This window comes from Streptomyces sp. NPDC052114 (assembly GCF_040680155.1).
Classification (GTDB): Bacteria; Actinomycetota; Actinomycetes; order Streptomycetales; family Streptomycetaceae; genus Streptomyces.
Map to the genome: position 1 here is coordinate 178,550 of NZ_JBFAWC010000003.1, position 24,763 is coordinate 203,312.

Annotated in this window: 22 protein-coding genes and 5 tRNA genes; 15 read left to right on the forward strand and 12 right to left on the reverse strand. The window is 71.4% G+C overall.

What is annotated here, in order from left to right; all coding sequences use genetic code 11:
* Nucleotides 1–103: 103 nt before the first annotated feature.
* Nucleotides 104–820, forward strand: a complete 717-nt coding sequence (gene ndgR, locus AB0L89_RS07740; protein WP_058942291.1) for an IclR family transcriptional regulator NdgR — start codon at nucleotides 104–106, stop codon at nucleotides 818–820.
* 138 nt (nucleotides 821–958) lie between these two features.
* Here ndgR and AB0L89_RS07745 read toward each other — a convergent pair whose 3' ends face one another.
* Nucleotides 959–1,444 carry a DUF4188 domain-containing protein gene (locus tag AB0L89_RS07745; RefSeq protein WP_365136004.1) on the reverse strand — a complete coding sequence of 162 codons (486 nt, stop codon included), beginning with the start codon at nucleotides 1,442–1,444 and terminating at the stop codon, nucleotides 959–961.
* A gap of 106 nt (nucleotides 1,445–1,550) precedes the next feature.
* On the opposite strand from AB0L89_RS07745, the gene AB0L89_RS07750 reads away from it, so the two are divergent.
* Nucleotides 1,551–2,216: a MerR family transcriptional regulator gene (locus AB0L89_RS07750; protein ID WP_365136007.1), complete on the forward strand. Its 666-nt coding sequence runs from the start codon at nucleotides 1,551–1,553 to the stop codon at nucleotides 2,214–2,216.
* A 40-nt stretch (nucleotides 2,217–2,256) separates the two neighbouring features.
* Here AB0L89_RS07750 and AB0L89_RS07755 read toward each other — a convergent pair.
* The 9 genes from AB0L89_RS07755 to AB0L89_RS07795 all read right to left on the reverse strand — a co-directional run bounded on the left by AB0L89_RS07755 (nucleotide 2,257) and on the right by AB0L89_RS07795 (nucleotide 6,191).
* A tRNA-Glu gene (locus tag AB0L89_RS07755) sits at nucleotides 2,257–2,329 on the reverse strand.
* Between the two features lie 28 nt (nucleotides 2,330–2,357).
* Nucleotides 2,358–2,429: transfer RNA gene (locus tag AB0L89_RS07760), tRNA-Gln, on the reverse strand.
* 21 nt (nucleotides 2,430–2,450) lie between these two features.
* Nucleotides 2,451–2,523: transfer RNA gene (locus AB0L89_RS07765), tRNA-Glu, on the reverse strand.
* Nucleotides 2,524–2,585: 62 nt separating this feature from the next.
* A tRNA-Glu gene (locus tag AB0L89_RS07770) sits at nucleotides 2,586–2,658 on the reverse strand.
* Nucleotides 2,659–2,697: 39 nt separating this feature from the next.
* Nucleotides 2,698–2,769: transfer RNA gene (locus AB0L89_RS07775), tRNA-Gln, on the reverse strand.
* Between the two features lie 87 nt (nucleotides 2,770–2,856).
* Nucleotides 2,857–3,585 (reverse strand): HAD family hydrolase, encoded by a 729-nt coding sequence (locus AB0L89_RS07780; RefSeq protein WP_365136010.1) that lies wholly within the window; start codon nucleotides 3,583–3,585, stop codon nucleotides 2,857–2,859.
* Between the two features lie 68 nt (nucleotides 3,586–3,653).
* The gene (gltX, locus tag AB0L89_RS07785; protein ID WP_365136013.1) at nucleotides 3,654–5,132 is read right to left on the reverse strand and encodes a glutamate--tRNA ligase; all 1,479 of its coding nucleotides are present in this window, start codon (nucleotides 5,130–5,132) and stop codon (nucleotides 3,654–3,656) included.
* On the reverse strand, nucleotides 5,125–5,910 hold the full coding sequence (locus tag AB0L89_RS07790; protein WP_365136016.1) for a fumarylacetoacetate hydrolase family protein: 786 nt from the start codon (nucleotides 5,908–5,910) through the stop codon (nucleotides 5,125–5,127). The genes gltX and AB0L89_RS07790 overlap by 8 nt, the downstream gene beginning before the upstream one ends.
* Before the next feature lie 80 nt (nucleotides 5,911–5,990).
* Entirely contained in the window at nucleotides 5,991–6,191 is a 201-nt protein-coding gene (locus tag AB0L89_RS07795; protein WP_365136019.1) for a hypothetical protein, read from the reverse strand.
* A 576-nt stretch (nucleotides 6,192–6,767) separates the two neighbouring features.
* On the opposite strand from AB0L89_RS07795, the gene AB0L89_RS07800 reads away from it, so the two are divergent.
* The 8 genes from AB0L89_RS07800 to AB0L89_RS07835 all read left to right on the forward strand — a co-directional run bounded on the left by AB0L89_RS07800 (nucleotide 6,768) and on the right by AB0L89_RS07835 (nucleotide 17,261).
* Complete coding sequence (locus AB0L89_RS07800) at nucleotides 6,768–10,520, forward strand: nitrate- and nitrite sensing domain-containing protein (RefSeq protein WP_365136022.1); 3,753 nt, start codon at nucleotides 6,768–6,770, stop codon at nucleotides 10,518–10,520.
* Nucleotides 10,521–10,529: 9 nt separating this feature from the next.
* On the forward strand, nucleotides 10,530–10,943 hold the full coding sequence (locus AB0L89_RS07805; protein ID WP_055698151.1) for a roadblock/LC7 domain-containing protein: 414 nt from the start codon (nucleotides 10,530–10,532) through the stop codon (nucleotides 10,941–10,943).
* Between the two features lie 142 nt (nucleotides 10,944–11,085).
* On the forward strand, nucleotides 11,086–11,490 hold the full coding sequence (locus AB0L89_RS07810; protein ID WP_055698152.1) for a DUF742 domain-containing protein: 405 nt from the start codon (nucleotides 11,086–11,088) through the stop codon (nucleotides 11,488–11,490).
* Nucleotides 11,471–12,055, forward strand: a complete 585-nt coding sequence (locus AB0L89_RS07815) for an ATP/GTP-binding protein (protein WP_055698153.1) — start codon at nucleotides 11,471–11,473, stop codon at nucleotides 12,053–12,055. Before AB0L89_RS07810 ends, AB0L89_RS07815 begins: the two co-directional genes overlap by 20 nt.
* A gap of 339 nt (nucleotides 12,056–12,394) precedes the next feature.
* Nucleotides 12,395–15,586 carry a nitrate- and nitrite sensing domain-containing protein gene (locus AB0L89_RS07820; protein WP_365136026.1) on the forward strand — a complete coding sequence of 1,064 codons (3,192 nt, stop codon included), beginning with the start codon at nucleotides 12,395–12,397 and terminating at the stop codon, nucleotides 15,584–15,586.
* Between the two features lie 10 nt (nucleotides 15,587–15,596).
* Nucleotides 15,597–16,010 (forward strand): roadblock/LC7 domain-containing protein, encoded by a 414-nt coding sequence (locus tag AB0L89_RS07825; protein WP_030787419.1) that lies wholly within the window; start codon nucleotides 15,597–15,599, stop codon nucleotides 16,008–16,010.
* Nucleotides 16,011–16,105: 95 nt separating this feature from the next.
* Entirely contained in the window at nucleotides 16,106–16,696 is a 591-nt protein-coding gene (locus AB0L89_RS07830; protein ID WP_365136029.1) for a DUF742 domain-containing protein, read from the forward strand.
* The gene (locus tag AB0L89_RS07835) at nucleotides 16,677–17,261 is read left to right on the forward strand and encodes an ATP/GTP-binding protein (RefSeq protein WP_030361923.1); all 585 of its coding nucleotides are present in this window, start codon (nucleotides 16,677–16,679) and stop codon (nucleotides 17,259–17,261) included. The genes AB0L89_RS07830 and AB0L89_RS07835 overlap by 20 nt, the downstream gene beginning before the upstream one ends.
* A gap of 65 nt (nucleotides 17,262–17,326) precedes the next feature.
* Here the strand turns inward: AB0L89_RS07835 and AB0L89_RS07840 are convergent, their stop codons facing one another.
* Complete coding sequence (locus AB0L89_RS07840) at nucleotides 17,327–17,713, reverse strand: tautomerase family protein (protein ID WP_365136032.1); 387 nt, start codon at nucleotides 17,711–17,713, stop codon at nucleotides 17,327–17,329.
* A gap of 115 nt (nucleotides 17,714–17,828) precedes the next feature.
* Here AB0L89_RS07840 and AB0L89_RS07845 point away from each other — a divergent pair, with 115 nt between their 5' ends.
* Nucleotides 17,829–18,698 (forward strand): LysR family transcriptional regulator, encoded by an 870-nt coding sequence (locus AB0L89_RS07845; protein WP_365136035.1) that lies wholly within the window; start codon nucleotides 17,829–17,831, stop codon nucleotides 18,696–18,698.
* On the opposite strand, the gene AB0L89_RS07850 is transcribed toward AB0L89_RS07845, so the two are convergent.
* A complete protein-coding gene (locus AB0L89_RS07850) occupies nucleotides 18,672–19,418 on the reverse strand; it encodes a TetR/AcrR family transcriptional regulator C-terminal domain-containing protein (RefSeq protein WP_365136038.1) in 747 nt (248 codons plus the stop codon). The genes AB0L89_RS07845 and AB0L89_RS07850 overlap by 27 nt on opposite strands.
* A 120-nt stretch (nucleotides 19,419–19,538) precedes the next feature.
* Here AB0L89_RS07850 and AB0L89_RS07855 point away from each other — a divergent pair, with 120 nt between their 5' ends.
* Genes AB0L89_RS07855 through AB0L89_RS07870 form a run of 4 tightly spaced genes read left to right on the forward strand, consistent with a single transcriptional unit; the run spans nucleotide 19,539 to nucleotide 24,762 of the window.
* Nucleotides 19,539–21,368 (forward strand): glycosyltransferase family 2 protein, encoded by a 1,830-nt coding sequence (locus tag AB0L89_RS07855; protein WP_365136041.1) that lies wholly within the window; start codon nucleotides 19,539–19,541, stop codon nucleotides 21,366–21,368.
* Between the two features lie 6 nt (nucleotides 21,369–21,374).
* Nucleotides 21,375–22,439, forward strand: a complete 1,065-nt coding sequence (gene galE / locus AB0L89_RS07860) for a UDP-glucose 4-epimerase GalE (RefSeq protein WP_365136044.1) — start codon at nucleotides 21,375–21,377, stop codon at nucleotides 22,437–22,439.
* A gap of 11 nt (nucleotides 22,440–22,450) precedes the next feature.
* On the forward strand, nucleotides 22,451–23,803 hold the full coding sequence (locus tag AB0L89_RS07865) for a UDP-glucose/GDP-mannose dehydrogenase family protein (protein WP_365136048.1): 1,353 nt from the start codon (nucleotides 22,451–22,453) through the stop codon (nucleotides 23,801–23,803).
* The gene (locus tag AB0L89_RS07870) at nucleotides 23,800–24,762 is read left to right on the forward strand and encodes a UDP-glucuronic acid decarboxylase family protein (RefSeq protein WP_365136051.1); all 963 of its coding nucleotides are present in this window, start codon (nucleotides 23,800–23,802) and stop codon (nucleotides 24,760–24,762) included. The genes AB0L89_RS07865 and AB0L89_RS07870 overlap by 4 nt, the downstream gene beginning before the upstream one ends.
* The last annotated feature ends 1 nt before the right edge of the window (nucleotide 24,763 follow it).

A 24,763-nucleotide genomic window follows, 5' to 3' on the forward strand; every position in this document is an offset into this window, starting at 1 on the left:
CGTCGGCCGCCGACCCGTTGGTCCGCGGATCGCTCGTACAGAGTGGCGCGTTCCACGAGAATTTGAACTTGCGTTTCACAGAGTGAGACGGGAGTATCGACGCATGGACAACTCTAGCGGCGTCGGCGTTCTCGACAAGGCGGCCCTTGTCTTGAGCGCCCTGGAGTCCGGTCCGGCCACCCTCGCGGGCTTGGTCGCGGCCACGGGGCTCGCACGACCCACGGCCCACCGACTGGCCGTGGCACTGGAACACCACCGGATGGTGGCCCGTGACATGCAGGGCCGTTTCATTCTCGGCCCGCGCCTCGCCGAACTCGCGGCGGCGGCGGGCGAGGACCGCCTGCTCGCCACGGCGGGCCCGGTGCTCACGCACCTGCGCGACGTGACGGGCGAGAGCGCGCAGCTCTACCGCCGTCAGGGCGACATGCGCATCTGCGTGGCCGCGGCGGAGCGCCTCTCGGGCCTCAGGGACACCGTCCCGGTCGGCTCGACGCTCACGATGAAGGCGGGCTCGTCGGCCCAGATCCTGATGGCCTGGGAGGAGCCGGAGCGCCTGCACCGCGGCCTCCAGGGCGCCCGCTTCACGGCCACGGCCCTCTCGGGCGTACGCCGCCGGGGCTGGGCCCAGTCGATCGGCGAGCGCGAGCCGGGCGTGGCGTCCGTCTCCGCACCGGTGCGCGGGCCCTCGAACCGCGTGGTGGCCGCCGTCTCGGTCTCCGGACCGATCGAGCGCCTGACCCGCCACCCGGGCCGCATGCACGCACAGGCCGTCATCGACGCCGCCGGACGCCTCTCCGAGGCCCTGCGCCGCTCGGGCTGACGCCACCCGGCGCGGCCCACGGCCGCGCCACACCGGAGCACGTACAGAGCGCCGGAAGGAACCGCCTCAACGCCGCGGCGGCCCTTCCGGCGCTCTTCGCTTGCCCGTGGCCCTACGGCTCCCCCGCTCCCACGCGGCTCAGGCCGCCTTGAGGCGGTCGGCCGCCCGGTCCCCGCGCCGGCCCACCGGAATCACACCGGTGGCCGCGCCCAGGCCGAACGCGGGCATGTTGACGTACACCGCCTCATGGGCACCGGCCGGCACGACGAACGTCTCGTGCCAGAAGCCGACCTTGCCCCTGCCCTCCCGGATGCGGCGATTGAAGGCCGCCCACGCGGGCCGGTGCTCCTTGTCCGGCGCCGCCGCGTACGCGAGCAGCTTCTCCTGCGACTCCCAGTACTGGACGACGTACATCACGCGCGCCCCGCTCAGGAGCAGCCGGTACCCCAGCATCCCGCTCCCCCGGTCCCGCGACAGCTCCTTGAGCATGCGCGGCATCGCCAGGAAGACGGGCCACCAGCTGCGCACGGCGCGGAAGTTGTTGATGCGCATCCCGATGTGGAAGACCACCACGCCACCCTGCGCGTCGGCGGTCATGCGCCCTTCGATCGGCTTGCTGCTCATGGCGTTTCCCCCTTGGTAGAGCTCCGGCCGAACATTGGATAGTTCCGCTATCCATGATTGGATAGTGCCACTCTCCAAACGAAGGCGCAAGAGGAGGCACGAGCCGATGAGACTGGCGGAGCTGAGCCGGCGCAGCGGGGTCCCCACGGCCACGATCAAGTACTACTTGCGCGAGGGCCTGCTGCCGCCCGGACAGCGGGTGAGCGCGACGCAGGCCGAGTACGACGAGGAGCACCTCCAGCGGCTCCGGCTCGTGCGGGCGCTGATCCAGGTGGGCCGGGTCCCCGTCGCCTCGGCGCGCGAGGTCCTGACCGCCCTGGAGGACGAGTCGCTGGACCACAACTCCCGTCTGGGCACGGCCGTATGGGCGCTGCCGCACGGACCGGAGGCCGACGAGGAGGACGCGGCGACCCGGGAGGCGCGCCGCACGGTCGACGCCCTGCTGGCCCGGCTCGACTGGGAGCACGCGCAGGAGTACGGCGACGAGTCACCGGCGTACCGCATGCTGGTGACCGCGGTGGCCACCCTGTCCCGGCTCGGATACCCGTGCGCCGTGGACGACTTGGCGCCCTATGCGCACGCCGGGCGCCAACTGGCCGTCTCGGACCTGGACTTGATCGAGCGGTACGCGTCGCGGGACCGGCAGCTGGAAGCGGCCGTCGCCCTCACGGTGCTGTACGAGCCGGTGCTGCTCGGCCTGCGCCGCATCGCGCAGGCGGAGGAGTCGAACCGCCGCTTCGCGCACGATCCCCCGGAGGCGACGGAGGAATGACGAAGGGGCCTTCCCGATGGGAAGGCCCCTTGCCGTTCTGTACCCCCGACCGGATTCGAACCGGCGCTACCGCCTTGAGAGGGCGGCGTGCTAGGCCGCTACACAACGGGGGCGTGGATCTTGCGTTTCCGCAGATCCGAGCTGGTCTACCAGGACTCGAACCTAGACTAACTGAACCAGAATCAGTCGTGCTGCCAATTACACCATAGACCAATGTGGTTTAGACCAACTCCGTACCCCCGACCGGATTCGAACCGGCGCTACCGCCTTGAGAGGGCGGCGTGCTAGGCCGCTACACAACGGGGGCCCTAGCGATCCTGCATCAGAAACAGTGGGTGCGACCCGATCTGTTCCCGCGGGAAGGATCTGTACCCCCGACCGGATTCGAACCGGCGCTACCGCCTTGAGAGGGCGGCGTGCTAGGCCGCTACACAACGGGGGCTTTGTGGATGAGATCCACGGTGCAGATGAGCTCTGCGAGCTGGCCTACCAGGACTCGAACCTAGACTAACTGAACCAGAATCAGTCGTGCTGCCAATTACACCATAGGCCACCGAAACACCATCCCCGAAGGGATCTTGCTTGGCTTGCGCTTCCGGTTCGGGGCTTTCGTCCCGCTCCCCTCGGCGCAGGAAGAACATTACCCGAAGGTGGACGGCGCTCCAAAACGGGTATCGGCCCGCAGCACCGGGGGGAGCTCGGAGAGGCGCGTGATGCGGTGTACGCCCGACGGGCCTTCCCGCACGCCGCCGTTGCGGTCGAGCCAGATCCCGAGCAGTCCGGCGTCCCGGGCACCCCTGGCGTCGATCTCCGGCTGGTCGCCCACGTAGGCGATCTCGGCGGGCTCCAGGGCCAGCGTCTCGCACACCGCCCGGAAGGCCTCGGGGGCGGGCTTGGAGACGCCCAGTTCGGCCGCGCACAGGACGGCCTCGAAGCGGTCGCGGATGCCGAGGATGCTCAGCTTGCGGTCCTGGACGGCCAGGGCGGAGTTGGAGAGGACCGCGTGACGGTAGCCGTCGGCGAGGGCGTCCAGGGTGGGGACGGTGTCCGGGAAGAGGGACCAGGCCGATTCGTAGTGACCCACGTAACGCGCGTACCAGGCGTCGGCGTCCGGGTCGGCCAGGGCGGGGGCGTCGAGGAAGTCGCGCACGCGGTCGCGGCGCTGCTCCTGGAAGTCCACCTCACCGGCGCCGAAGCGCGCCCAGTGGCGCTCCGTGAGCCGCCGCCACAGGGCCAGCGCCCGCTCGGCCGACTCGTACCGCTCGACGAGGCCCTCGGCGGTCAGATGCGCGTGCATACCGGCGCTGTCGGCACGCGCGTAGTCGAAGATCGTGTCGTCGATGTCCCAGACCACGGCTTTGATCGGCATGCCCCGAACGTACGCGAAGGACCCGGGAGCCGTGGCGGCTTCCGGGTCCTTCGTCGTGCGGGACGCGCTTACGCGGCGAGCTTCGCCAGGGCCGCGTCGATGCGGGACAGGGTCTTGTCCTTGCCCAGGATCTCCAGGGACTCGAAGAGGGGCAGGCCGACCGTGCGGCCGGTGACGGCGACGCGGACCGGGGCCTGCGCCTTGCCGAGCTTGAGCCCGTGCTCCTCGCCGGCGGCCAGGACGGCCTCCTTGAGGGACTCCGGAGAGGTCCAGTCGGCCGCCTCCAGCTTGGCGCGGGCCGTGCGCAGGAGGGCGTCCGAGCCCTCCTTCATGGCCTTCGTCCAGGAGGGCTCGTCGAAGACCGGCTCCGGCAGGAACAGGAAGTCGACGTTGGCCGTGATCTCCGAGAGGACCTTCAGGCGGGACTGGGCGTGCGGCGCGACGGCCTGCCAGGCGGCCTCGTCGAAGTCCTCGGGGGCCCAGTTGGCGTGCGGGGCCCTGAGCCAGGGCGCGCACGCCTCGGCGAAGGTCTTCACGTCCAGCATGCGGATGTGGTCGGCGTTGATCGCCTCGGCCTTCTTCAGGTCGAAGCGGGCCGGGTTGGAGTTCACGTCCGCGAGATCGAACCTGGCGACCATCTCGGGGATCGTGAAGACGTCCTGGTCCGCGGAGAACGACCAGCCCAGGAGGGACAGGTAGTTGAGCAGGCCCTCGGGCAGGAAGCCGCGCTCGCGGTAGAGGTTCAGGGACGCCTGCGGGTCGCGCTTGGAGAGCTTCTTGTTGCCCTCGCCCATCACGTACGGGAGGTGGCCGAACTCGGGGATCGCCTTGGCCACGCCGAGCTCGATCAGCGCCTTGTAGAGGGCGATCTGGCGCGGGGTGGAGGAGAGCAGGTCCTCGCCGCGCAGGACGTGGGTGATCTCCATCAGGGCGTCGTCGACCGGGTTGACCAGCGTGTACAGCGGGGCGCCGTTGGCGCGCACGATGCCGTAGTCCGTGACGTTCTCCGCCTGGACCGTGATCTCGCCGCGGACCAGGTCGGTGAAGGTGGTGGCCTCGTCGGGCATGCGGAAGCGCACGATGTGGCTGCGGCCCTCGGCCTCGTACGCCTGCTTCTGCTCGTCGGTGAGGTCGCGGCAGTGGCCGTCGTAGCCGGACGGCTTGCCGGCGGCGCGGGCGGCCTCGCGGCGCGCGTCCAGCTCCTCGGTGGTGCAGTAGCAGGGGTAGGCGTGGCCCGCGTCGATGAGCTTGGCGGCGACGTCCCGGTAGATGTCCATGCGCTGCGACTGGCGGTACGGCGCGTGCGGGCCGCCGACCTCGGGGCCCTCGTCCCAGTCGAAGCCCAGCCAGCGCATCGAGTCCAGGAGCTGCTCGTACGACTCCTCGGAGTCGCGGGCCGCGTCGGTGTCCTCGATGCGGAAGACCAGGGTGCCCTCGTTGTGCCGGGCGTAGGCCCAGTTGAAGAGGGCGGTGCGGACCAGGCCCACATGGGGGTTGCCGGTCGGCGAGGGACAGAACCGTACGCGTACGGGGGTCGCGTTAGCCACGCTTGATCACCTTGTTGGTGAGAGTGCCGATGCCTTCGATGGTGACGGCGACCTCGTCGCCGACGTTGAGGGGGCCGACCCCTGCCGGGGTGCCCGTGAGGATGACGTCGCCGGGGAGCAGCGTCATGGCCTCGGAGATGTTCACGATCAGATCCTCGATCGGGTGGATCATCTCGCTGGTGCTGCCGAGCTGGCGCTGCTGGCCGTTGACCGTGCACTGGATGGTGAGGTCGTTGGCCGCGGCCAGGTCGATGCCGGTCTCCACCCAGGGGCCGAGCGGGCAGGCGCCGTCGAAGCCCTTGGCGCGGGCCCACTGCTTCTCGCGGCGCTGGACGTCGCGCGCGGTGACGTCGTTGGCGCAGGTGTAGCCGAAGATCACGTCCTTGGCCCGCTCCCGGGGGACCTCGCGGCACATGCGGCCGATGACCACGGCCAGCTCGGCCTCGTGGTGCAGCTCCTGGGAGAAGGAGGGGTACGTGACGGCGTCGCCGCTGCCGACCAGCGAGGTGGAGGGCTTGAGGAACGCGAAGGGGGCGTCGGGCACCTCGTTGCCGAGCTCCGCCGCGTGCTCCTTGTAGTTGCGGCCGAACGCCACGATCTTGTTCGGGAGCACGGGCGGCAGCAGGCGGACCTTGCTCAGCGGGACCTTGGTGCCGGAGAGCTCGAAGTCGGCGTACGGGATGCCCTTGATGATGTCGAGGACGAGCCCTTCGGGGCCCTCCCCCTCGACCGCGCCGTAACCGACATTGCCGTCGATGGAGAATCTGGCGATGCGCACGAGAGCCTTAGCCCCTTGTCGGGATGGGTGAAGTCTGACGACCCAGGCTAACGCGGCGAGCCGCGGCGACCTGCCGTTCGTCAGCCCGCGACGGGGGTCTGCGGCTCCGGCGCGTCCATGAGGATCGTGCGCCGGGGGTTGGCGGTCTGCGTCGGCAGTTCGACCGCGTGCTCCGGCTGCTGCGGCGCCGCCTGCATCTCGTCGGCGTCCTTGAGGTGCGCGAGAGTGGTGCGGCGCGGGTTGGCTATGTTGCGGAACATCGTGGACTTCACAGTCTTCATCTGCCGTTCGGGCCCTGTCGGTCGAGGCGTCATATGACGGACGCGGGTTGTCGGATTCGCCATCCCTGTAAAGCGTCAGGCTAAACATCCAATTCCCGGCCAAAGTCCAGAAGAGGCCATGATCTTCGTGTGAGTTTGCTCACGAGTGAGCCGACAAAAGGGTCAAACCACACCGAGGTTCGACCTCCCGGAAACGGACATTGCGCCACTGAAGCGACCATTCCGCTCCTGATCATGAAGACTGGGACACCCCTCACCCCCAGGAGCTTTATGGGTTTGGGTCCGATTTTTCCTAGATCACTTTCTACGTCTCGTGACTCCGCACTCACATGGCGTCACGTAGGTGGCGGCGCGACACACGGGCCTTGTTGGAGATCCGGCACTGTGCTGGAATTCCCGGGACCGCCGCGGGATCGAACCGGCGCGCAGGGGCGCAACGCAGCGCCGAGTGGCGGCGGGAAGGGGGAGCAGCGCCGGCTCACTCACGACCATCCATGGGGTGCTTTCCGCCCCACGACGCCGACACCGTCCGACCGTTCGCGCGGGAGGACGCCTGGTCCAGAGGTTGCGACGCTAGTGCAGGGACGTTTCAAGAGGGATGGCACGGGATCTCCCCAGACCCGTCAGGGCCGAGGGGAAGCCGCTGCGGAACCGGAGCGCGGCGGGACCGACCGCGGCTCCTCCCCCCAGCACGCCCAGAACCCCGGACCGGGCACGCCCGGCGACAGCGGCCCCCAGGGCGCCGCGGCCAAGGGCAAGAGCACGGCCGGCGCCAAGACGCCCACGGGTCCCGGCTCCCGAATAGCCCTGCGCAACTGGCGCATCTCCACCCGCCTGGTCTCGCTGCTCGCGCTCCCCGTGATCACCGCGACCTCCCTCGGCGCGCTCCGCATCAACTCGTCCATGGACGAGATCCAGCAGCTCGACAACATGAAGCTGCTCACCGACATGACCAAGCAGGCCACCGAGCTGGCCGCGGCGCTCCAGGAGGAGCGCGACAAGTCGGCGGGCCCCCTGGCCCACGGCGCGAAGGCCTCGGACTACACGGTCAAGGGCGCGCGCGACAGGACCGACCGGGTCTACCGCAACTTCCTTCAGGGCACCCAGGACCTCAACGACACCGACGGCGAGAAGGGCCTCCTCGGCGTCCGGCACAGCGCGGTCCAGATCACCCAGCAGCTCCAGGGCATCAACAAGGTCCGCAAGGACGCCTTCAAGGACAGCAAGTCCACCTCGCAGACCGTCGAGGCCTACAGCCAGCTCGTCGAGCAGCTGCTCGCGCTGTCGCAGGACATGGCGCAGGCGACCAGCAACCCGGAGATGATCCAGCGCACCCGCGCCCTGGCCGCGTTCTCCTCGGCCAAGGAGTACGCGTCCGTACAGCGCGCGATCATCGCCGCGGCCCTGCCGCCGAACGACTCCGAGTACGGCAAGATCTCCGAGACCGACCGCACCTTCGGTCTCAGCGCCAACGACAAGGAGCGCTCGCAGCTCCAGACGTTCAGCAAGATCTACGCGGGCAACGCCGAGGAGCTCACCAAGCCGATCGACGGCGGCAACGCCGGGATCAAGGCCGCCAACGAGTACGCCAAGCGCGTGCTCGAGCAGGAGGGCGGCATCAAGCTCCAGGACAAGCGGTCCTACAAGGACTGGATCGACAACGACACCACCAAGATCGACGCGATGTCGAAGATCGAGCTGACGCTGCTCGGCGAGATGGAGCAGAAGGCCCGCGAGCTGCGCAACGAGTCGGAGCAGTCGGCCATCCTCAACGGTGCGCTGATCCTGCTCGTGCTCGGCGTCTCGCTCGTCGGCGCCTTCGTCGTGGCCCGCTCCATGATCCGCTCGCTGCGCCGGCTCCAGGACACCGCGACCAAGGTCGCCCAGGACCGGCTGCCCGAGCTGGTCAAGCAGCTCTCGGAGTCGGACCCGCAGGACGTCGACACCTCCGTCGAGTCCGTCGGTGTGCACTCCCGGGACGAGATCGGCCAGGTGGCCGCGGCCTTCGACGACGTGCACCGCGAGGCCGTCCGCCTCGCCGCCGAGCAGGCCCTTCTGCGGGGCAACGTCAACGCGATGTTCACCAACCTCTCGCGCCGTTCCCAGGGCCTCATCCAGCGCCAGCTCTCGCTCATCTCCGAGCTGGAGTCGCGCGAGGCCGACCCGGACCAGCTGTCCTCGCTCTTCAAGCTCGACCACCTCGCGACCCGCATGCGCCGTAACGGCGAGAACCTCCTCGTGCTCGCCGGTGAGGAGCCCGGCCGCCGCTGGACCCGGCCCGTCCCCCTCGTCGACGTGCTGCGTGCCGCCGCGTCCGAGGTGGAGCAGTACGAGCGCATCGAGCTCTCCGCCGTGCCCGCGACCGAGGTCGCCGGACGCGTCGTCAACGACCTCGTGCACCTGCTCGCCGAGCTGCTGGAGAACGCGACCTCCTTCTCCTCGCCGCAGACCAAGGTCAAGGTCACCGGTCACGCGCTGCCCGACGGCCGGGTGCTCATCGAGATCCACGACACCGGCATCGGCCTGTCGCCCGAGGACCTCGCGGCGATCAACGAGCGGCTCGCCTCGCCGCCCACCGTGGACGTCTCGGTCTCGCGCCGCATGGGTCTGTTCGTGGTCGGTCGCCTCTCGCAGCGCCACGGCATCCGCATCCAGCTCCGCCCGTCCGACTCCGGTGGTACGACCGCGCTGGTCATGCTGCCCGTCGACGTGGCCCAGGGCGGCAAGAAGGCGCCGGGCAAGCCCGGTGCCCCCGCCCCGACCGGCGGTCCCGCCGCGGCGCAGGCCGCCGCGGGTGCCGCCGCCGCGCGCCGCGGTGCCGGCGCGGGCAACGGCGGTCCCTCGCTCGGCGGTCCCGGTCTCGCCGGTGGTCCCGGCCTGCCCGGCGGCCCCGGCCGTGGCGGCCCCGCACTCGGCGGCGGTCCCGGTGCCGGTGGTCAGGGCGGCCAGGGGCGGCTCGGTGCCACCCCGCCCCGCCAGCAGGTCGCGGGCTCGGGTCCGCGGGCCGCGCTGCCCGCGCGGGACACGGGACAGCAGCGTCCGCCGGCCGTGCCGCAGGGACAGCAGGGTCCGGGCCAGGGCCAGCAGCCGCAGGCGCCGCAGGGCGGCCGGGGCGGCAACGCGCCGCAGCCTCCGGTGCCCCAGCAGCGTACGAACGCCATGAACCCGTCGGCCGACGCCGGTGACCAGGGCCGCAGGCCGCAGCTGCCGCCGCGCGGCGGGCCGCGTGCCGAGCTGCCCGGGGGCAACCCTCAGCCGCGCGTGCCCAGTTGGAGCGACGAGAACGCGCAGCCGCAGGTCTCGCGCGATCCCTTCGACGCCCCGCGGGGTCACGAGGAACACGAGTCCACCGGTCAGTTCCCCCAGCCGACGGCGGGCGCGGACGACCGGCAGGGCCCCGGCTCCACCGCCGAGTTCGCGCGCCCGGACTTCGACGCGCCGCCGCCGGGTCTCCCGACGCGCGACACCGACTCGTCCGGTCAGTCCGGCCAGTTCGTCCGCTCGGACGTCTTCGGCGGCCAGGCCGGGCCGCAGCAGGGCCGCCAGGCCGACCTGCCGTCCGTACCGCAGAACCAGCAGAACCAGCAGAACCAGCAGCAGGGTCAGGCGGGTGGACTCGCGCCGCAGGGCGGCCGGGAGAACCCCGACTACACCGTGCCGCGGCCCCCGGCCCCGCGCCGCGACCAGGGCGAGGCCCACCCGGGCATCCCCCCGCAGCCGCAGGCCGCACAGCCCGCGGAGCCCGAGGACCTGCTCCCCGCCGCCGGTCCCGGCGACGGCCGCACCCCGCTGTACGACACGCTGGAGACCAACTGGTTCCAGCAGCAGCAGAACCAGCAGGCCGCACAGCCCGAGCAGCAGGCGCCCCAGCGGCACAACCCGCAGGCCGCGCCGCAGGGCCACCAGGCCCCCGAGGCCGCGCCGCGCCGGGCCCCCGAGCCGCCGCGCCGTCCGCTCCCCTCGCGCGGCCAGCATCAGGAGCCGGCCGCCGCGCCCGCGGCCCCGGGCGGCGACACCGGCACCAACGGCGGCAACATGCCGAGCGGTTGGCGCACCTCCCCCAATGACGAGCTGGGCCGCCAGGCCGAGCGCGTCCGGCAGCCGTCCGCGGGCGGCGTCACCACATCCGGGCTGCCGCGCCGCGTCCCGCGGGCCAATCTGGTCGCGGGCACGGCCCAGCAGCAGCAGGACAGCACAGGTCCGCAGGTCTCGCGTGCGCCCGACGACGTACGCGGCCGGCTGACGAATCTCCGTCGGGGCATCCAGCAGGGTCGCCAGGCCGGTACCGGCCAGACCGGCAGTTTCCCCACTCACCAGCAGGAGCGTTAGTTGAGTCCGATGAGCCAGGCGGCACAGAATCTGAACTGGTTGATCACCAACTTCGTGGACAACACCCCCGGGGTGTCCCACACGGTCGTGGTCTCCGCCGACGGCCTCCTTCTGGCCATGTCGGAGGGGTTCCCGCGCGACCGCGCCGACCAGCTCGCCGCGGTCGCCTCCGGGCTGACCTCGCTGACCGCCGGCGCCTCCCGGATCTTCGAGGGCGGCTCCGTGACCCAGACGGTGGTGGAGATGGAGCGGGGGTTCCTCTTCATCATGTCCGTCTCGGACGGCTCGTCCCTGGCGGTGCTCGCGCACCCCGAGTGCGACATCGGCCTCGTCGGGTACGAGATGGCGCTCCTCGTCGACCGTGCGGGCGCCGTCCTCACCCCGGACCTCCGCGCCGAACTTCAAGGCAGCCTGCTCCACTAGGCCCCGCGTCGGCTTCGATGCTTCGCCCCTTCGGCCGCCCCACCGACCGAACGTACTGACCAACCGTCCGGCCGCCACACTGCCCCCACCGGCTCTGTCAGACGGCACACGCAGATGACCTGCTGTCCCGCCCGGAGGATCCATGACCCCGCCCACCGCCTCTCACAACCCGTACGGCTCTGATGCGTCGTACGGAATGGAGGGCGACCAGCCGCTGGTGCGTCCCTACGCGATGACCGGCGGCCGGACCCGGCCCCGCTACCAGCTCGCCATCGAGGCGCTGGTGAGCACGACGGCCGACCCGGCCCAGCTGATGGGGCTGCTCCCCGAGCACCAGCGGATCTGCCACCTGTGCCGTGAGGTCAAGTCGGTGGCCGAGGTCTCGGCGCTGCTTTCGATGCCGCTCGGCGTCGCCCGGATCCTCGTGGCCGACCTGGCCGAGGCCGGGCTCGTCGCCATCCACCAGCCCGGCGGCGACGAGTCCGCCGGCGGCCAGCCTGACGTGACACTGCTCGAAAGGGTGCTCAGTGGACTTCGAAAGCTCTAACGGCTCGGGCGCAGGCCGTTCCACCACCTCCGCGAAGATCGTGGTGGCGGGTGGCTTCGGCGTGGGCAAGACCACGTTCGTCGGGGCGGTCTCCGAGATCAACCCGCTGCGCACCGAGGCCGTCATGACGTCCGCGTCCGCGGGCATCGACGACCTCACCCACACCGGGGACAAGACGACGACCACCGTCGCGATGGATTTCGGCCGCATCACGCTCGACCAGGACCTGATCCTGTACCTCTTCGGCACGCCCGGTCAGGACCGCTTCTGGTTCATGTGGGACGACCTGGTGCGCGGCGCGATCGGCGCCGTCGTGCTGGTGGACACCCGCCGTCTCGCCGACTGCTTTCCGGCCGTCGACTACTTCGAGAACAGCGGGCTGCCCTTCGTCATCGCCCTCAACGGCTTCGACGGCCACCAGCCTTACACCCCCGACGAGGTGCGCGAAGCGCTCCAGATCGGAAGCGGTACGCCGATCATCACGACCGACGCACGACACCGTGCGGACGCAAAGAGTGGCCTGATCACGCTGGTCGAGCACGCACTGATGGCACGTCTCAAGTAGGCGAGGCCATACGGCAGTTGCCGTACATCACACGGAGCGGCCTGTGTCCTTTGACACGGCCGCCCGCCGTGTTCATAACGTTTCGACAGAGAATTGCCAGGTGACCGCCACACATCGCGGTCACCTGGTGCCGCTGTGCGCACAAGAGCCCCGCCTTTTGGCGGGGCTCGCTCTTTATGACCGATTTATCTGAGGCTTACACCACGTGGAAGTTCCGCTTCCCACTGTTTGGAAGAGCGGCCCCTGACGTGCTGGAATGCGCTGAACTGCCCAGTAGCACGGGCCTTGGAGACGACAGCGGCACGACTGGTGTGCCGCCGCCGAGAGGTTGTTGGTCGAGTGAGGCGAAGCAAGCCGAGCCCCGCGGCACCCCCCACCAGCGGGGACGCGCGGGGCAACTTCACCCCGCCGCCGCGTGCGGCGGCGTCCCCCGTTGACGTCACCGCCGCTTCCGGCCCCGAGCCCCAGGCTCCCTCCGGCGGACGGATGTCCCCGCGCAACTGGCGTGTGCCCACGCGGCTGAACGCGATCCTGCTCATACCCGTGCTCGTCGGCCTCGTCATGGGCGGCTTCCAGGTCAAGAGCTCCATCGACACCTGGACCCAGGCCCAGGACGCCGAGAACACCGCCCGCCTGGTGCGGGCCTCCCTCGACTACGGCAACCGCCTCATCGAGGAGCGCGACATCTCCGCCGCCCCGCTCCTGAGCGGCGACCGGGACAACCCCGCCGTCGTCAAGGCCCGCAAGGCCACCGACGCGGCCGCCGCCGAGTTCAAGGCGGCCAGCGAGAAGATGCCCGACAAGGAAGGCCTCCGGCGCCGTCTCGACGCCTTCCACAAGGTGGAGCCGCACCTGACCCCGCTGCGGCAGAACGCGTACACCACCAAGCTGACCGGCGTGAAGACCGAAGAGGGCTACGTCGCCATCCAGCACCCCCTGATGGAGTTCGCCAACGAGCTCGGTCTGGGCACCGGCAACATCACCAGCTACGGCCGTACCGTCTACGCGATCTCGCTCTCCAAGGCCGCGCTCTCGCTGCAGCGGTCCATCGGCACGCAGCTGCTGGTCAAGCCCGGCCCCGGCACCGGCTCGCTGACGCTCCAGCGCACCGCGTTCGCCTCGTACGCCTACCTCGAGCGCATCGCCATCGAGGAGTACACCGGCGGCGGCACCCCCGAGGACGTCGCCAAGCTGGAGCAGGCCAAGAAGGACCTGACGGCCGCCGGCGAGAAGCAGGCCAAGGAGGCCGCGGCCGCCGCGAAGGCCGAGGGCAAGACCTTCGTCCCGCCGCCCACGCAGGACAAGATGGTCAGCGCCATCGCCGCGCTGGAGAGCACCCAGCCGAGCGCGCGCGTCGAGCTGGCCGGCAAGGGCATCACCCGCGAGGCCTGGTGGGCCACCACCACCGCCAAGTTCGACGCCTACCGCACCATCGAGTCGGACCTCGCCGACAAGGCCGTGGACGAGGCCTCGGACATCGCCGCCGACGCCCAGCGCAACGCCTACATCACCGGCGCCATCGTGGTCCTCGCGCTCCTCGCCGCCTTCATCCTGGCCGGGTTCATGGCCCGCCAGATGTCCAAGTCGATGCGCCAGCTGCGCACCGCCGCCTTCGGCATCGCCGAGCAGCGCCTGCCGATGCTGGTCGACCAGCTCTCGCGCACCGACCCGGGCCGCGTCGACACCCGTGTGCAGCCCATCCCGATCACGTCCACGGACGAGATCGGCGAGGTCGCCCGCGCCTTCGACCAGGTGCACCGCGAGGCCGTGCGGCTCGCCGCCGAGCAGGCACTGCTCCGCGGCAACATCAACGCGATCTTCACCAACCTCTCGCGCCGCAACCAGTCGCTGATCGAGGGCCAGCTGACCCTGATCACCGATCTGGAGAACAACGAGGCCGACCCGGACCAGCTGGAGAACCTCTTCCGCCTGGACCACCTGGCGACCCGTATGCGCCGCAACGGCGAGAACCTCCTCGTCCTGTCCGGCGAGGAGCCGGGCCGCCGCTGGGACCAGCCGGTGCCGCTGGTCGACGTGCTGCGCGCCGCCTCCTCCGAGGTGGAGCAGTACGAGCGCATCGAGCTGGAGGGCGTGCCGGAGGCCGAGATCCACGGCCTGGCCGTGACCGACCTCGTGCACCTGCTCGCCGAGCTCCTGGAGAACGCCACCTCGTTCTCCTCGCCGCAGACCAAGGTCCGCGTGACCGCCACCCGGCTGCCCGACGGCCGCGTCATGGTCGAGATCCACGACAAGGGCATCGGCCTCACCGCCGAGGACTTCGCGGACATCAACCACAAGCTCGCCAACCCGCCGACCGTGGACGCCGCGATCTCGCAGCGCATGGGCCTGTTCGTGGTCGGCCGGCTCTCCGACCGGCACGGCATCCGCGTCCAGCTGCGCCCCTCGGGCGAGCAGGCGGGCACGACGTCGCTGGTCATGCTGCCGGACGGGATCACGCACGGCGGCGGTGGCGACCACGCCCCGCACGACCCCGAGTTCACCGTCTCCTCGATCATCCCGGAGCAGCAGGTCCACGAGGTCGAGCCGCTGCGCACGGCCGCGGAGCTCGGTTTCGACGACAGCCGCTACCACGGCGACGGCGCCGAGGCGCCCGAGCAACTCGACCCGGTGGGCCGCTCGTTGATGCGCGAGGAGCGCCGCGCGGCCCTGGAGGCCCAGGCCCACCAGCCCGGGGGCCGTCCGCTCTTCCGCGACGAGGTCGAGCCGCACCCGCAGGCGCAGCAGCAGGGCGGGTACGAGCAGCAGGCGCCCGCGTACGAGGAGCCGAGGGCCGCGTACGAGGAGCCGCAGGCCGCCTACGACGAGCCGCGGGTGTCCTACGACAGCGACCCGTACGCCACCGGGCAGTACGCCGACGCGCAGTACACCGAGGGCGGTTACGGCAACGAGCAGTACCCCGCCGAGCAGCAGTACCCCGCCGACCAGCAGTACTACCCGGCCCAGGACGGCTACCAGGATCCGCAGATCGCGTATCCGGAGCGTTCCCAGCAGGACGACTGGCCCACCGGTGACGGCTACCGGCCCGAGTACGGGCAGGAAGCGGAATCTGCTCCGGCGGCCCCCGCGCCCGACGCGGAGCGCGTAGGCTTCGACCGTCCAGGACCGACTCCGTCCGTCGTCCACGAGATGACCGACGCGGGCCTCCCCCGCAGGGGCTCCTCCGCCGCGAACGGGAACGGGAACGCCGACCCCGCCGCGGACGAGGGCCAGGGCGACGACCAGTGGCGTTCGTGCAACGACGAGCGCTGGCAGCGCGCCGAACGCCTCAAGGAGCCCAAGGCGGGCGGGGTCACCTCGTCCGGGCTCCCGCGGCGGGTACCCAAGGCCAATCTGGTCGAGGGCACGGCGGAACAGACTCCGCAGGGCGGCCCCCAGGTCTCCCGCGACCCCGAGGACGTACGGGGCAGGCTGAGCAACCTGCGCCGCGGCGTCCAGCGGGGGCGCACTGCGGGAAGTGACACGAATGGCCAGGGCTTCAGCCCTGATAGCACCTACAACCAGGAGCGTTAGTGTGAGCCCGATGAGCCAGGCGGCGCAGAACCTGAACTGGTTGATCACCAACTTCGTGGACAACACCCCCGGGGTGTCCCACACGGTGGTGGTCTCCGCCGACGGACTCCTTCTGGCGATGTCCGAAGGCTTCCCCCGCGACCGTGCCGACCAGCTCGCGGCCGTCGCCTCGGGTCTGACCTCGCTGACCGCCGGGGCCTCCCGGATCTTCGAGGGCGGCTCCGTGACCCAGACCGTTGTGGAGATGGAGAGAGGATTTCTCTTCATCATGTCCATCTCCGACGGCTCCTCGCTGGCCGTTCTCGCCCACCCGGATGCGGACATCGGTCTCATTGGGTACGAGATGGCACTTCTTGTCGACCGCGCGGGCACAGTTCTCACTCCGGACCTGCGCGCGGAGCTTCAGGGGAGCCTTCTCAACTAACAGACAGACGGTGCGTTTTCGCGTCCCGGGGCCGTAAGGTTTCGGGACGCGGCTCCACAGTGATGGTGCCCGGCACAGTTGGAGGAGGAAGCAACGTGGCAACACCCCCAGACGGTTCGTCATCGGCGAACTGGTCCCCTGGTCACGGCCAGGGTGGCCAGCACGACGGCGGCCCGAACCGGTACAACTTCCCCTCTGCGCCGAGCCACCGCCGTCAGCCGTACGCGCAGCCCCAGCAACCCGGGCCGCGCCCGTACGACCAGGGCAATCCGGGACAGGCACCCCGTATCCAGCCCGTGCAACCCCAGCGACGCGCCCCCGAGCCGGCGCCCGCCGGGTCCGCGAACAACCCCCTGGTGCGCCCGTACGCCATGACGGGCGGCCGCACCAGGCCCCGCTACCAGCTCGCCATCGAGGCGCTGGTGCACACCACCGCACAACCGCATCAGTTGCAGGGCCAGTTGCCCGAGCATCAGCGGATCTGCAACCTGTGCCGTGAGATCAAGTCAGTGGCTGAGATCTCGGCACTGCTCTCCATCCCCCTCGGCGTCGCCCGGATCCTCGTAGCCGACCTGGCGGAGGCCGGACTTGTCGCCATTCATCAGCCCGGCGGCGACGAGACCGCCGGCGGCCAGCCAGACGTGACACTGCTCGAAAGGGTGCTCAGTGGACTTCGCAAGCTCTAGCGGCGGAGCAACAGCCCGCTCCACCACCAGCGCGAAAATCGTGGTGGCGGGCGGCTTCGGCGTGGGCAAGACCACGTTCGTCGGGGCGGTCTCTGAGATCAACCCGCTGCGCACCGAGGCCGTCATGACGTCCGCGTCCGCGGGCATCGACGACCTCACCCACACCGGAGACAAGACCACCACGACGGTGGCCATGGACTTCGGTCGCATCACCCTGGACCAGGACCTGATCCTGTACCTCTTCGGTACGCCCGGTCAGGACCGCTTCTGGTTCATGTGGGACGACTTGGTCCGTGGCGCCATCGGCGCGGTCGTCCTGGTCGACACGAGGCGGCTCGCCGACTGCTTCCCCGCTGTCGACTACTTCGAGAACTCCGGGCTGCCCTTCGTGATCGCCCTCAACGGCTTCGACGGCCACCAGCCGTACACGCCGGACGAGGTCCGCGAGGCACTCCAGATCGGCCCGGACACCCCGATCATCACGACCGACGCGCGCCACCGCGCCGATGCGAAGAGCGCGCTGATCACCCTGGTCGAGCACGCCCTGATGGCGCGGCTGCGGTAGTACGCGGCACGTCTTTTTACCCGTACGCGGATGAGGGCCCGCACGCTTCGGCGTGCGGGCCCCCGTCAGTTGTGGCGGTAGTGCTCGAACTGGGTCACGCCCTGGTAGCCGTAGCTCTCGGGGTGCAGTTCGTGCAGGGCCACGCCGCCGCGGGCGAGGGGGCCGAGGAGGTCCGTGAGGAACGCGGTGGCCCCGGTGAGGAACGCGGCCTTCTCCGCCGCGCTGTTGGTGCCCGCGGTGATGCTGACCTCCAGGTGCGCGTCGCGGCCGTCGGTCAGCGGTCGCGCGCCGACGTAGTAGCGGTCGGCGGGGACCAGGTCGAGGTGGACGATCGTGCGCTCGGCGGACTTGCCGAGGGCCGAGACGGCCAGCCGGGTCAGGCCCTCGGCGAGGGCGCGCCGGGTGTCGGCGGGCAGGTCGGGGTCGGTGACGGTGGCCCTGATGTGGGGCATGGCTCTCCTCGCGGTCGTGGTCCGTGGCCACCACCGCGGCGGCCCGGGGCAACTCTCGCCCCACCTGGCACCATTGATCCAACGCATCGCCGTCATAGACCCATGAGGCCGCCGCATGACCGTGAACTTCCCGCAGCTCAGGGCCTTTCTCGCCGTCGTCGACGCGGGCGGGTTCAGCGCGGCCGCCGTCGAACTCGGCCTGAGCCAGTCGGCGGTGTCGCGCGCCGTGGCCTCCCTGGAGCGCGAGTTCGCCGCCCCGCTCCTCGTGCGGTCCGGTCCGGTGCGGACGACGGCGCTCGGCGAGCGGGTCCTCCCGTACGCCCGCGACGCGCTGTCGGCGGTGCGGGGTGTGGAGGCGGTGGCGGCGGACGCCGCCGGTTCCGGGACCGGCACCGTGCGCCTGGCCGCGACGCCCACGGTCCGCCGGGGACTCGTCCCGGACCTGGTGCGCCGCTGGGCGGAGCGGGAACCAGGAATCTCGGTACGGGTCTTCGAGGGCGGCAGCGACGAGATCACCGGCTGGCTGGAGAACGGCACGGCCGACGCCGCGGTGCTGATCGACCCGCCGCCGGGCCCCGGCGTCCAGCTCGCCGTCGACGGCTACCGCGTCCTGCTCCGCCGCGACCATCCGCTGGCGGACGAACCCGTCGTCGACGTGCGCGAGCTGGAGGACGACGACTTCCTGACGTCGCCGGGCGGCTGCGAGGACCGCGTGCGCCGGCTGCACGACCTGGCGGGGCTGCGGTTCGCGCCGGAACACCGGGTCCGTGACCTGGCCACGCTGATCGGCATGGTGCAGGCGGGCCTCGGCGTGACCGTCCTGTCCGAGGTCTCCCGCCCCCTGGTGCCGCCCGACCTGGTGCTGCTGCCGGTCGCGCCGCGGATCTCCCGCCGGCTCGTGCTGTCCGGGCCGCGGGACGGGGCCTGGCATCCCGCGGTGCGGGCGCTGGCCCGGTCGTCAGCCGTCGCCGCGCAGGAGCGGTGAGCCGAGCAACGCGTCCAGCCCGTCGGCCAGTTGCCGGGGCCCGCCCCGGCCGTCCAGGGCGATGGCGGTCGCCCTGAGCCGCGGGAACTCCCGCGCGGGCATGCGGTGCAGGCCGAGGCGGAAGGCCGGGTCCGGCTCGCCGGGCTCGTCGTCCATGGCGCGCAGCTCGACGAGGAGATAGCCGAGCAGCCACGCCGTGAAGGCGCGGTGCACCCGCACCGTGCGGCGCTCCCCCATGCCCGCCTCGTGGAGGAGCGCGAGGACGCGTTCGTCGCTGCGGAGCACGGCCGCCGGGCGACGGGCCAGCGGAGTGGAGAGCAGGCGCGTGGCGAGCAGCGGGACCATGTTCGGGTGGCGCAGCGCGACGCCGTGGGTGGCGAGCGCGATGCGGTGCAGCTCCCGCTGCCAGTCGGCCTCCCGGGGACCGGCGGCCAGCTCCTCCTCCAGCTCCTGGCAGAACGCCTCGACCAGGCCGTCGAGCAGGGCGGCCTTGCCCGCGGCGTACCGGTAGAGCGCCATCGCCTCCACGCCCAGCTCCGCGCCGAGCTTGCGCATGCTCAGGCCCGAGAGGCCGTCGCGGTCGACCACCTCTAGCGCGGTGGCCAGGACGCGCTCCCGGCTCAGGCGTCCGTAGCGGCCGCGGTCGCTGGCGCGCCGCCCCTGTGCCGCGGCCTCCTTCTTCTCCGCGGTCTCCTTCTTCGCCGCCTTCTCGTCCGCCACGGGTGCCGCCTCCGCTTCTCTGGCCCCCTTGACCTCAGGAGACATCGGGTGCAAAGTCGTACATATACGACGTAAACGTACGCAGTCAGCGTACAGCGTCGGGCCCCAAGGAGCGTCGCCATGACGCGCAGCGAGCCGATGACGGCGGATCTGGTCCAGGTGGAGCGCGAGCTCGCCCGGATCTCGGACGGCAACGTCGTCCGGATCACCGCCGGGGGCCCCGTCTTCCGCCGCCCGATCCCCCGGCGCACGGTCCGGCCCACCACGTTCCGGCCCGTGCTCCCCCGGCGCGACCGGGCCGCCCTCCTGGGGATCGCGGTGTGCTGGGCGCTGAGCTTTCTGTGGTTCTGGTCCTGGTGGCTGCGGCCGGAGCACCGCGTCGGGTGGGCCGGCCTCCTCGTCAACAGCGTCCTGCTGCTCTACCTGACGGGCCTGCCCTGCTACTTCTTCGTGGCCGCCCTGCGGCTGCGCCGGATCAACCCGGACCTTCCCGTTCCGGCCCTGCCCGTGGCGTTCGTCGTGACCCGCGCCCCCTCGGAACCGTGGCCCACCGCCCGGCGGACCCTCGAAGCGATGCTGGCCCAGGACTTCCCCGGTGCCTACGACGTCTGGCTGTGCGACGAGGACCCGACCGGGGAGATCACCGGCTGGTGCCGCGCGCACGGGGTGCGGATGTCCTCCCGGCGCGGGGTCGCCGCGTACCACCGGGACAGCTGGCCGCGCCGCACCCGCTGCAAGGAGGGCAACCTCGCCTTCTTCTACGACTGCTGGGGCTACCGGTACTACGGCGTGGTCGCGCAGCTCGACTGCGACCACGTCCCCGCGGCGACCTACCTGGCGGAGATGGTCAGGCCGTTCGGCGACCCCGCCATCGGCTACGTCGCCGCGCCCAGCATGTGCGACGCCAACGGCACGGCGTCGTGGGCGGCCCGGGGGCGGCTGTACCGGGAGGCCGTCTGGCACGGCGCCGTGCAGCTGGGACACAGCGACGGGCTCGCGCCGATGTGCATCGGCTCGCACTACGCCGTGCGCACCCGCGCCCTGCGGGACATCGGGGGCCTGGGGCCCGAGCTCGCCGAGGACTTCTCCACCACGTACCTGCTCAACTCGGCCGGCTGGCACGGCGCCTTCGCCATCGACGCGGAGGCGCACGGCGACGGGCCCCTCAGCTTCGCCGACATGATCACGCAGGAGTACCAGTGGTCACGCAGCCTCACCACGATGCTGGTCGGCCTGCTCCCGCGCCATGTGCTCCGGCTCCCCCTCGTGCTGCGGCTGCGCTTCTCCTACGCCCTGGGCTACTACCCGCTCCTCGGCCTGATGATCGTCGCGGGCCTGGCACTCCCGCCCGTCGCCGTGCTCACCGGACTGCCGTGGATGAACGTCAACTACTTCGACTTCCTCGCACGCTTCTGGTCCATGCCCGTATGGCTGCTCCTGACCCTGTGCCTGCTGCGCCGCCGCGGCCTGCTGCGCCCGCCCTCCGCGCCGCTGGTCAGCTGGGAGACCTGGCTCTTCGCGCTCGCCCGCTGGCCCTACGTCGTCCTCGGGCTGTTCGGCGCCGTCGGCCAGCGGCTGCGCTCGCGACCGGTCGTCTTCAAGGTCACTCCCAAGGAGCCGGGCGGGCTCCGGCCGTTCCCCGCCCGGCTCACCCTCCCCTACCTCCTGCTCGCCGCCGCCCTGTCCTGCGTCGCCCTGTTCGGCGAGCTGGCCCGCCCCTCGGCCGGCTACGTCTTCCTGTGCCTCTTCGCCGCCGCCACGTACGCGACGGTCGGGCTCGCCGTCCCCCTGCTCCACGTGCGCGAGACGGCACGCGCGGCGGGCCTCCCCTTCACCCGTGCGCTGCCCGCCGCACGCGTCCCGCTGATCCTCGGCCTGCTGGCGGCCCTGCCCGTCGCCACCGGCCTCGTCCTCTACCCGGCGTACGCAGCCGCCGTCCTGAGTTGGTGACCGGCCATGAGCGCACCCTCCACGATCCTCGTCACCGGCGGAGCCGGATTCATCGGCAGCCACACCTGCGTCGAACTCCTGGACCACGGCTACGAGGTGATCGTGATCGACGACTACTCCCACAGCACCCCGCGGGTCTTCGACCGGGTGGAGCGGATCGCCGACCGGTTCGTCGGTGCCGTGTACGAGCTGGACATCCGCGATCGGCGCGCCCTGTCGGCCGTCTTCGACCGTCACTCCGTGGACGCCGTCGTGCACTTCGCCGCGCACAAGGCCGTGGGCGAGTCGACGCGGATGCCCGTCCAGTACTACGACACCAACGTCGGCGGCACGACCGCGCTGCTGCGGGTCATGCGGGAGCACGGAGTGCACCAGCTGGTGTTCTCCTCCTCCTGCTCGGTCTACGGCGACGCCGGTCACGGCCCCCTCGACGAGACGACGCCCGCCCGGCCCACCAACCCGTACGCGGCCTCCAAATGGCTCTGCGAACAGATCCTCGCCGACGTGTGCGCGCGCTGCCCGGAGTTCACCGTGCTGGCGCTGCGCTACTTCAACCCCGTCGGCGCCCATCCCAGCGGACTGCTCGGCGAGGACCCGGGCGGCGTCCCCGACAACCTGATGCCCTACGTGGCCCAGGTGGCCGCCGGACGGCTGGAGCGCCTGCCCGTCTTCGGCGCCGACTACGACACCGAAGACGGCACCGCGGTCCGCGACTATCTGCACGTCATGGACACCGCGGACGCGCACCGCGTGGCCCTGGACCATCTCGCCGACGGCACCGGCATGCGGGTGTTCAACCTCGGTGCGGGCTCGGGCCGTTCGGTCCTCGACGTCGTCGCCGCGTTCGGCGAGGCCTGCGGGCGGCCCGTCCCGTACCAGATCATGCCGCGCCGCCCCGGCGACGTGGCCGAACTCGTCGCCGACGCGCGCGCCGTGGCACGCGCCTGGGGCTGGCGCCCCACCCGGACCCTGGCCGACATGTGCCGGGACGCGTGGCGCTTCCAGCAGCTCAACCCGCACGGCTACACCGGTCCCGGCCGGCGCCCTGACAACCACCAGCACACCCCCTGAGGAGCGTCGTCATGCGGATGACAGTGATCGGCACCGGATACGTGGGTACGGTGCACGCCGCGTGCATGGCCGACATCGGCCACCAGGTCCTCGGCCTCGACATCGACGCCGACCGGATCGCCTCCCTGTCCGCGGGCCGGGCGCCCCTCCACGAGCGCGGCCTGGACGAACTGCTCGCCCGGAACGTCGCCTCGGGCAGACTGCGGTTCTCCACCTCGCTCGCCGAGGGCGCCGCGTTCGCCGGGACCCACTTCGTGTGCGTGGGGACCCCGCAGCGTCCCGACGGCGGAGCCGCCGACCTGCGCCACGTGGATGCCGTGGTGGACGGCCTGGCCCCGCGTCTGCGGCCCGGCAGCCTCCTCGTGGGCAAGTCGACCGTTCCGGTGGGCACGGCGGCCAGGATCGCCGCCCGCCTGGCCGGGACCGCGCCCGGGACGGAGGTCGCCTGGAACCCCGAGTTCCTGCGCGAAGGGTCCGCGGTCCAGGACACCCTGCGGCCCGAGCGGCTGGTCGTGGGCGTGGCCTCGCCGCACGCCGAGGAGGTGCTCCGGGAGGTCTACGCACCGATGATCACCGTCGGCGTACCGTTCTTCAGCACCGATCCGGCCACCGCGGAACTCGTCAAAGTGGCGGCCAACGCGTTCCTCGCCACCAAGATCTCCTTCATCAACGCGATGGCGGAGGTGTGCGACGCCGCGGGTGCCGACGTGTCCTTCCTGGCCCGGGCCATCGGCGCCGACTCCCGGATCGGCCCGCGCTTCCTCTCCCCCGGACTCGGTTTCGGCGGCAGCTGTTTTCCCAAGGACATCCGGGCCTTCGCCGCGCGGGCCGAGGAGATCGGTGCCGGGGAAGCCGTGGCGTTCCTGCACGAGGTCGACCGGATCAACACGCGCCAGCGGCGGCGCACCGTCGACCGGGCCCGCCGGCTCCTCGGCGGCTCGTTCACCGGACGCAGGATCGCCGTGCTCGGCGCCGCCTTCAAGCCGGGCAGCGACGACGTCCGGGACTCGCCCGCGCTGGCCGTGGCCGCCGCCCTGCGGGAGCAGGGCGCGGAGGTCCGGGTGCACGACCCCGAGGCCCTCGACAACGCCCGCGCCGTCCGCCCCGAGCTCGCCTACGCCCTGGAGGTCGACAAGGCGTGCGAGGACGCCGATCTGGTCCTGCACCTCACCGACTGGCCCGCCTACCGGAGCCTCGACCCCGTCGCGCTCGCCTCGCTGGTGCGCTCCCCCGTCCTCCTGGACGCCCGCAACGCCCTCGACCCGCACCTGTGGTCGGCGGCCGGCTGGGCGGTGCACGCCCCGGGCCGCCCCGGACTCTCGCCGTCCGCCGCGTCGGCCGCACCGGCGGGAGGTGCGTCATGAGAGTCGTGGTGACCGGCGGCGGCGGGTTCGTCGGCTCGCACCTGTGCGAGGCACTGCTGCGCCGGGGCGACACGGTCTGGTGCCTGGACAACTTCTGCACCGGGGAACCGGCGAACATCGCCCACCTGCACGGCTCGCCCCGCTTTCGCTTCGTCCACACCGACGTGACGGTGCCCTTCGACGTGCCGGGGCCCGTCGACGCCGTCGCCCATCTCGCGAGCCCCGCGTCGCCGCCCGACTACCACCGCCTGGCCCTGGAGACCCTGGCCGTCGGCAGTCACGGCACCGAGAACGCCCTGCGCCTCGCCCAGCGGCACGGCGCCCGCTTCCTGCTCACCTCCACCAGCGAGGTCTACGGCGACCCGGAGGTCCACCCGCAGCCCGAGAGGTACTGGGGCCACGTCAACCCGATCGGCCCGCGCAGTGTCTACGACGAGGCGAAGCGGTACGCGGAGGCCCTGTCCACGGCCTACCGGCGCACCCTCGGCGTCGATGTCGGCATCGTGCGCATCTTCAACACGTACGGTCCCCGCATGCGGCCGCACGACGGGCGGGTGGTCTCCACCTTCATCCGCCAGGCTCTGGCAGGCGAGCCGCTGACCCTGTACGGCGACGGCGGCCAGACCCGCAGCTTCTGCTACGTCGACGATCTCGTCCGGGGCCTGACCGCCATGCTCGACAGCGACCGTCCCGGCCCGGTGAACCTGGGCAACCCCAGCGAGCGCACCGTCCGCGAGCTGGCCGAACTCGTGCTGCGCAGTACGAAATCGGCCTCGCCGATCGTCCACCTCCCGCTGCCCGTCGACGATCCGGCCCGCCGCCGTCCGGTGATCGACGCGGCGGTCGAGCAGCTCGGCTGGATGCCGCGCGTCCCCCTCGACGAGGGGCTGCGGCACACCGTGGCGTGGTTCTCCGCGCAGTCCGCCCCACGGGCCGCGCGGCTGCCGGTGGAGGCCTGAT

Bases quoted from the DNA above. Each gene is read 5' to 3' on its own strand.
- AB0L89_RS07795 (WP_365136019.1), bottom strand. From the start codon at position 6,191: ATGAAGACTGTGAAGTCCACGATGTTCCGCAACATAGCCAACCCGCGC.
- AB0L89_RS07745 (WP_365136004.1), bottom strand. From the start codon at position 1,444: ATGAGCAGCAAGCCGATCGAAGGGCGCATGACCGCCGACGCGCAGGGT.
- AB0L89_RS07805 (WP_055698151.1), top strand. From the start codon at position 10,530: ATGAGCCAGGCGGCACAGAATCTGAACTGGTTGATCACCAACTTCGTG.
- AB0L89_RS07780 (WP_365136010.1), bottom strand. From the start codon at position 3,585: ATGCCGATCAAAGCCGTGGTCTGGGACATCGACGACACGATCTTCGAC.
- AB0L89_RS07845 (WP_365136035.1), top strand. From the start codon at position 17,829: ATGACCGTGAACTTCCCGCAGCTCAGGGCCTTTCTCGCCGTCGTCGAC.
- AB0L89_RS07870 (WP_365136051.1), top strand. From the start codon at position 23,800: ATGAGAGTCGTGGTGACCGGCGGCGGCGGGTTCGTCGGCTCGCACCTG.
- AB0L89_RS07855 (WP_365136041.1), top strand. From the start codon at position 19,539: ATGACGCGCAGCGAGCCGATGACGGCGGATCTGGTCCAGGTGGAGCGC.
- galE (WP_365136044.1), top strand. From the start codon at position 21,375: ATGAGCGCACCCTCCACGATCCTCGTCACCGGCGGAGCCGGATTCATC.
- AB0L89_RS07810 (WP_055698152.1), top strand. From the start codon at position 11,086: ATGACCCCGCCCACCGCCTCTCACAACCCGTACGGCTCTGATGCGTCG.
- AB0L89_RS07865 (WP_365136048.1), top strand. From the start codon at position 22,451: ATGCGGATGACAGTGATCGGCACCGGATACGTGGGTACGGTGCACGCC.
- AB0L89_RS07750 (WP_365136007.1), top strand. From the start codon at position 1,551: ATGAGACTGGCGGAGCTGAGCCGGCGCAGCGGGGTCCCCACGGCCACG.
- ndgR (WP_058942291.1), top strand. From the start codon at position 104: ATGGACAACTCTAGCGGCGTCGGCGTTCTCGACAAGGCGGCCCTTGTC.
- AB0L89_RS07840 (WP_365136032.1), bottom strand. From the start codon at position 17,713: ATGCCCCACATCAGGGCCACCGTCACCGACCCCGACCTGCCCGCCGAC.
- AB0L89_RS07825 (WP_030787419.1), top strand. From the start codon at position 15,597: ATGAGCCAGGCGGCGCAGAACCTGAACTGGTTGATCACCAACTTCGTG.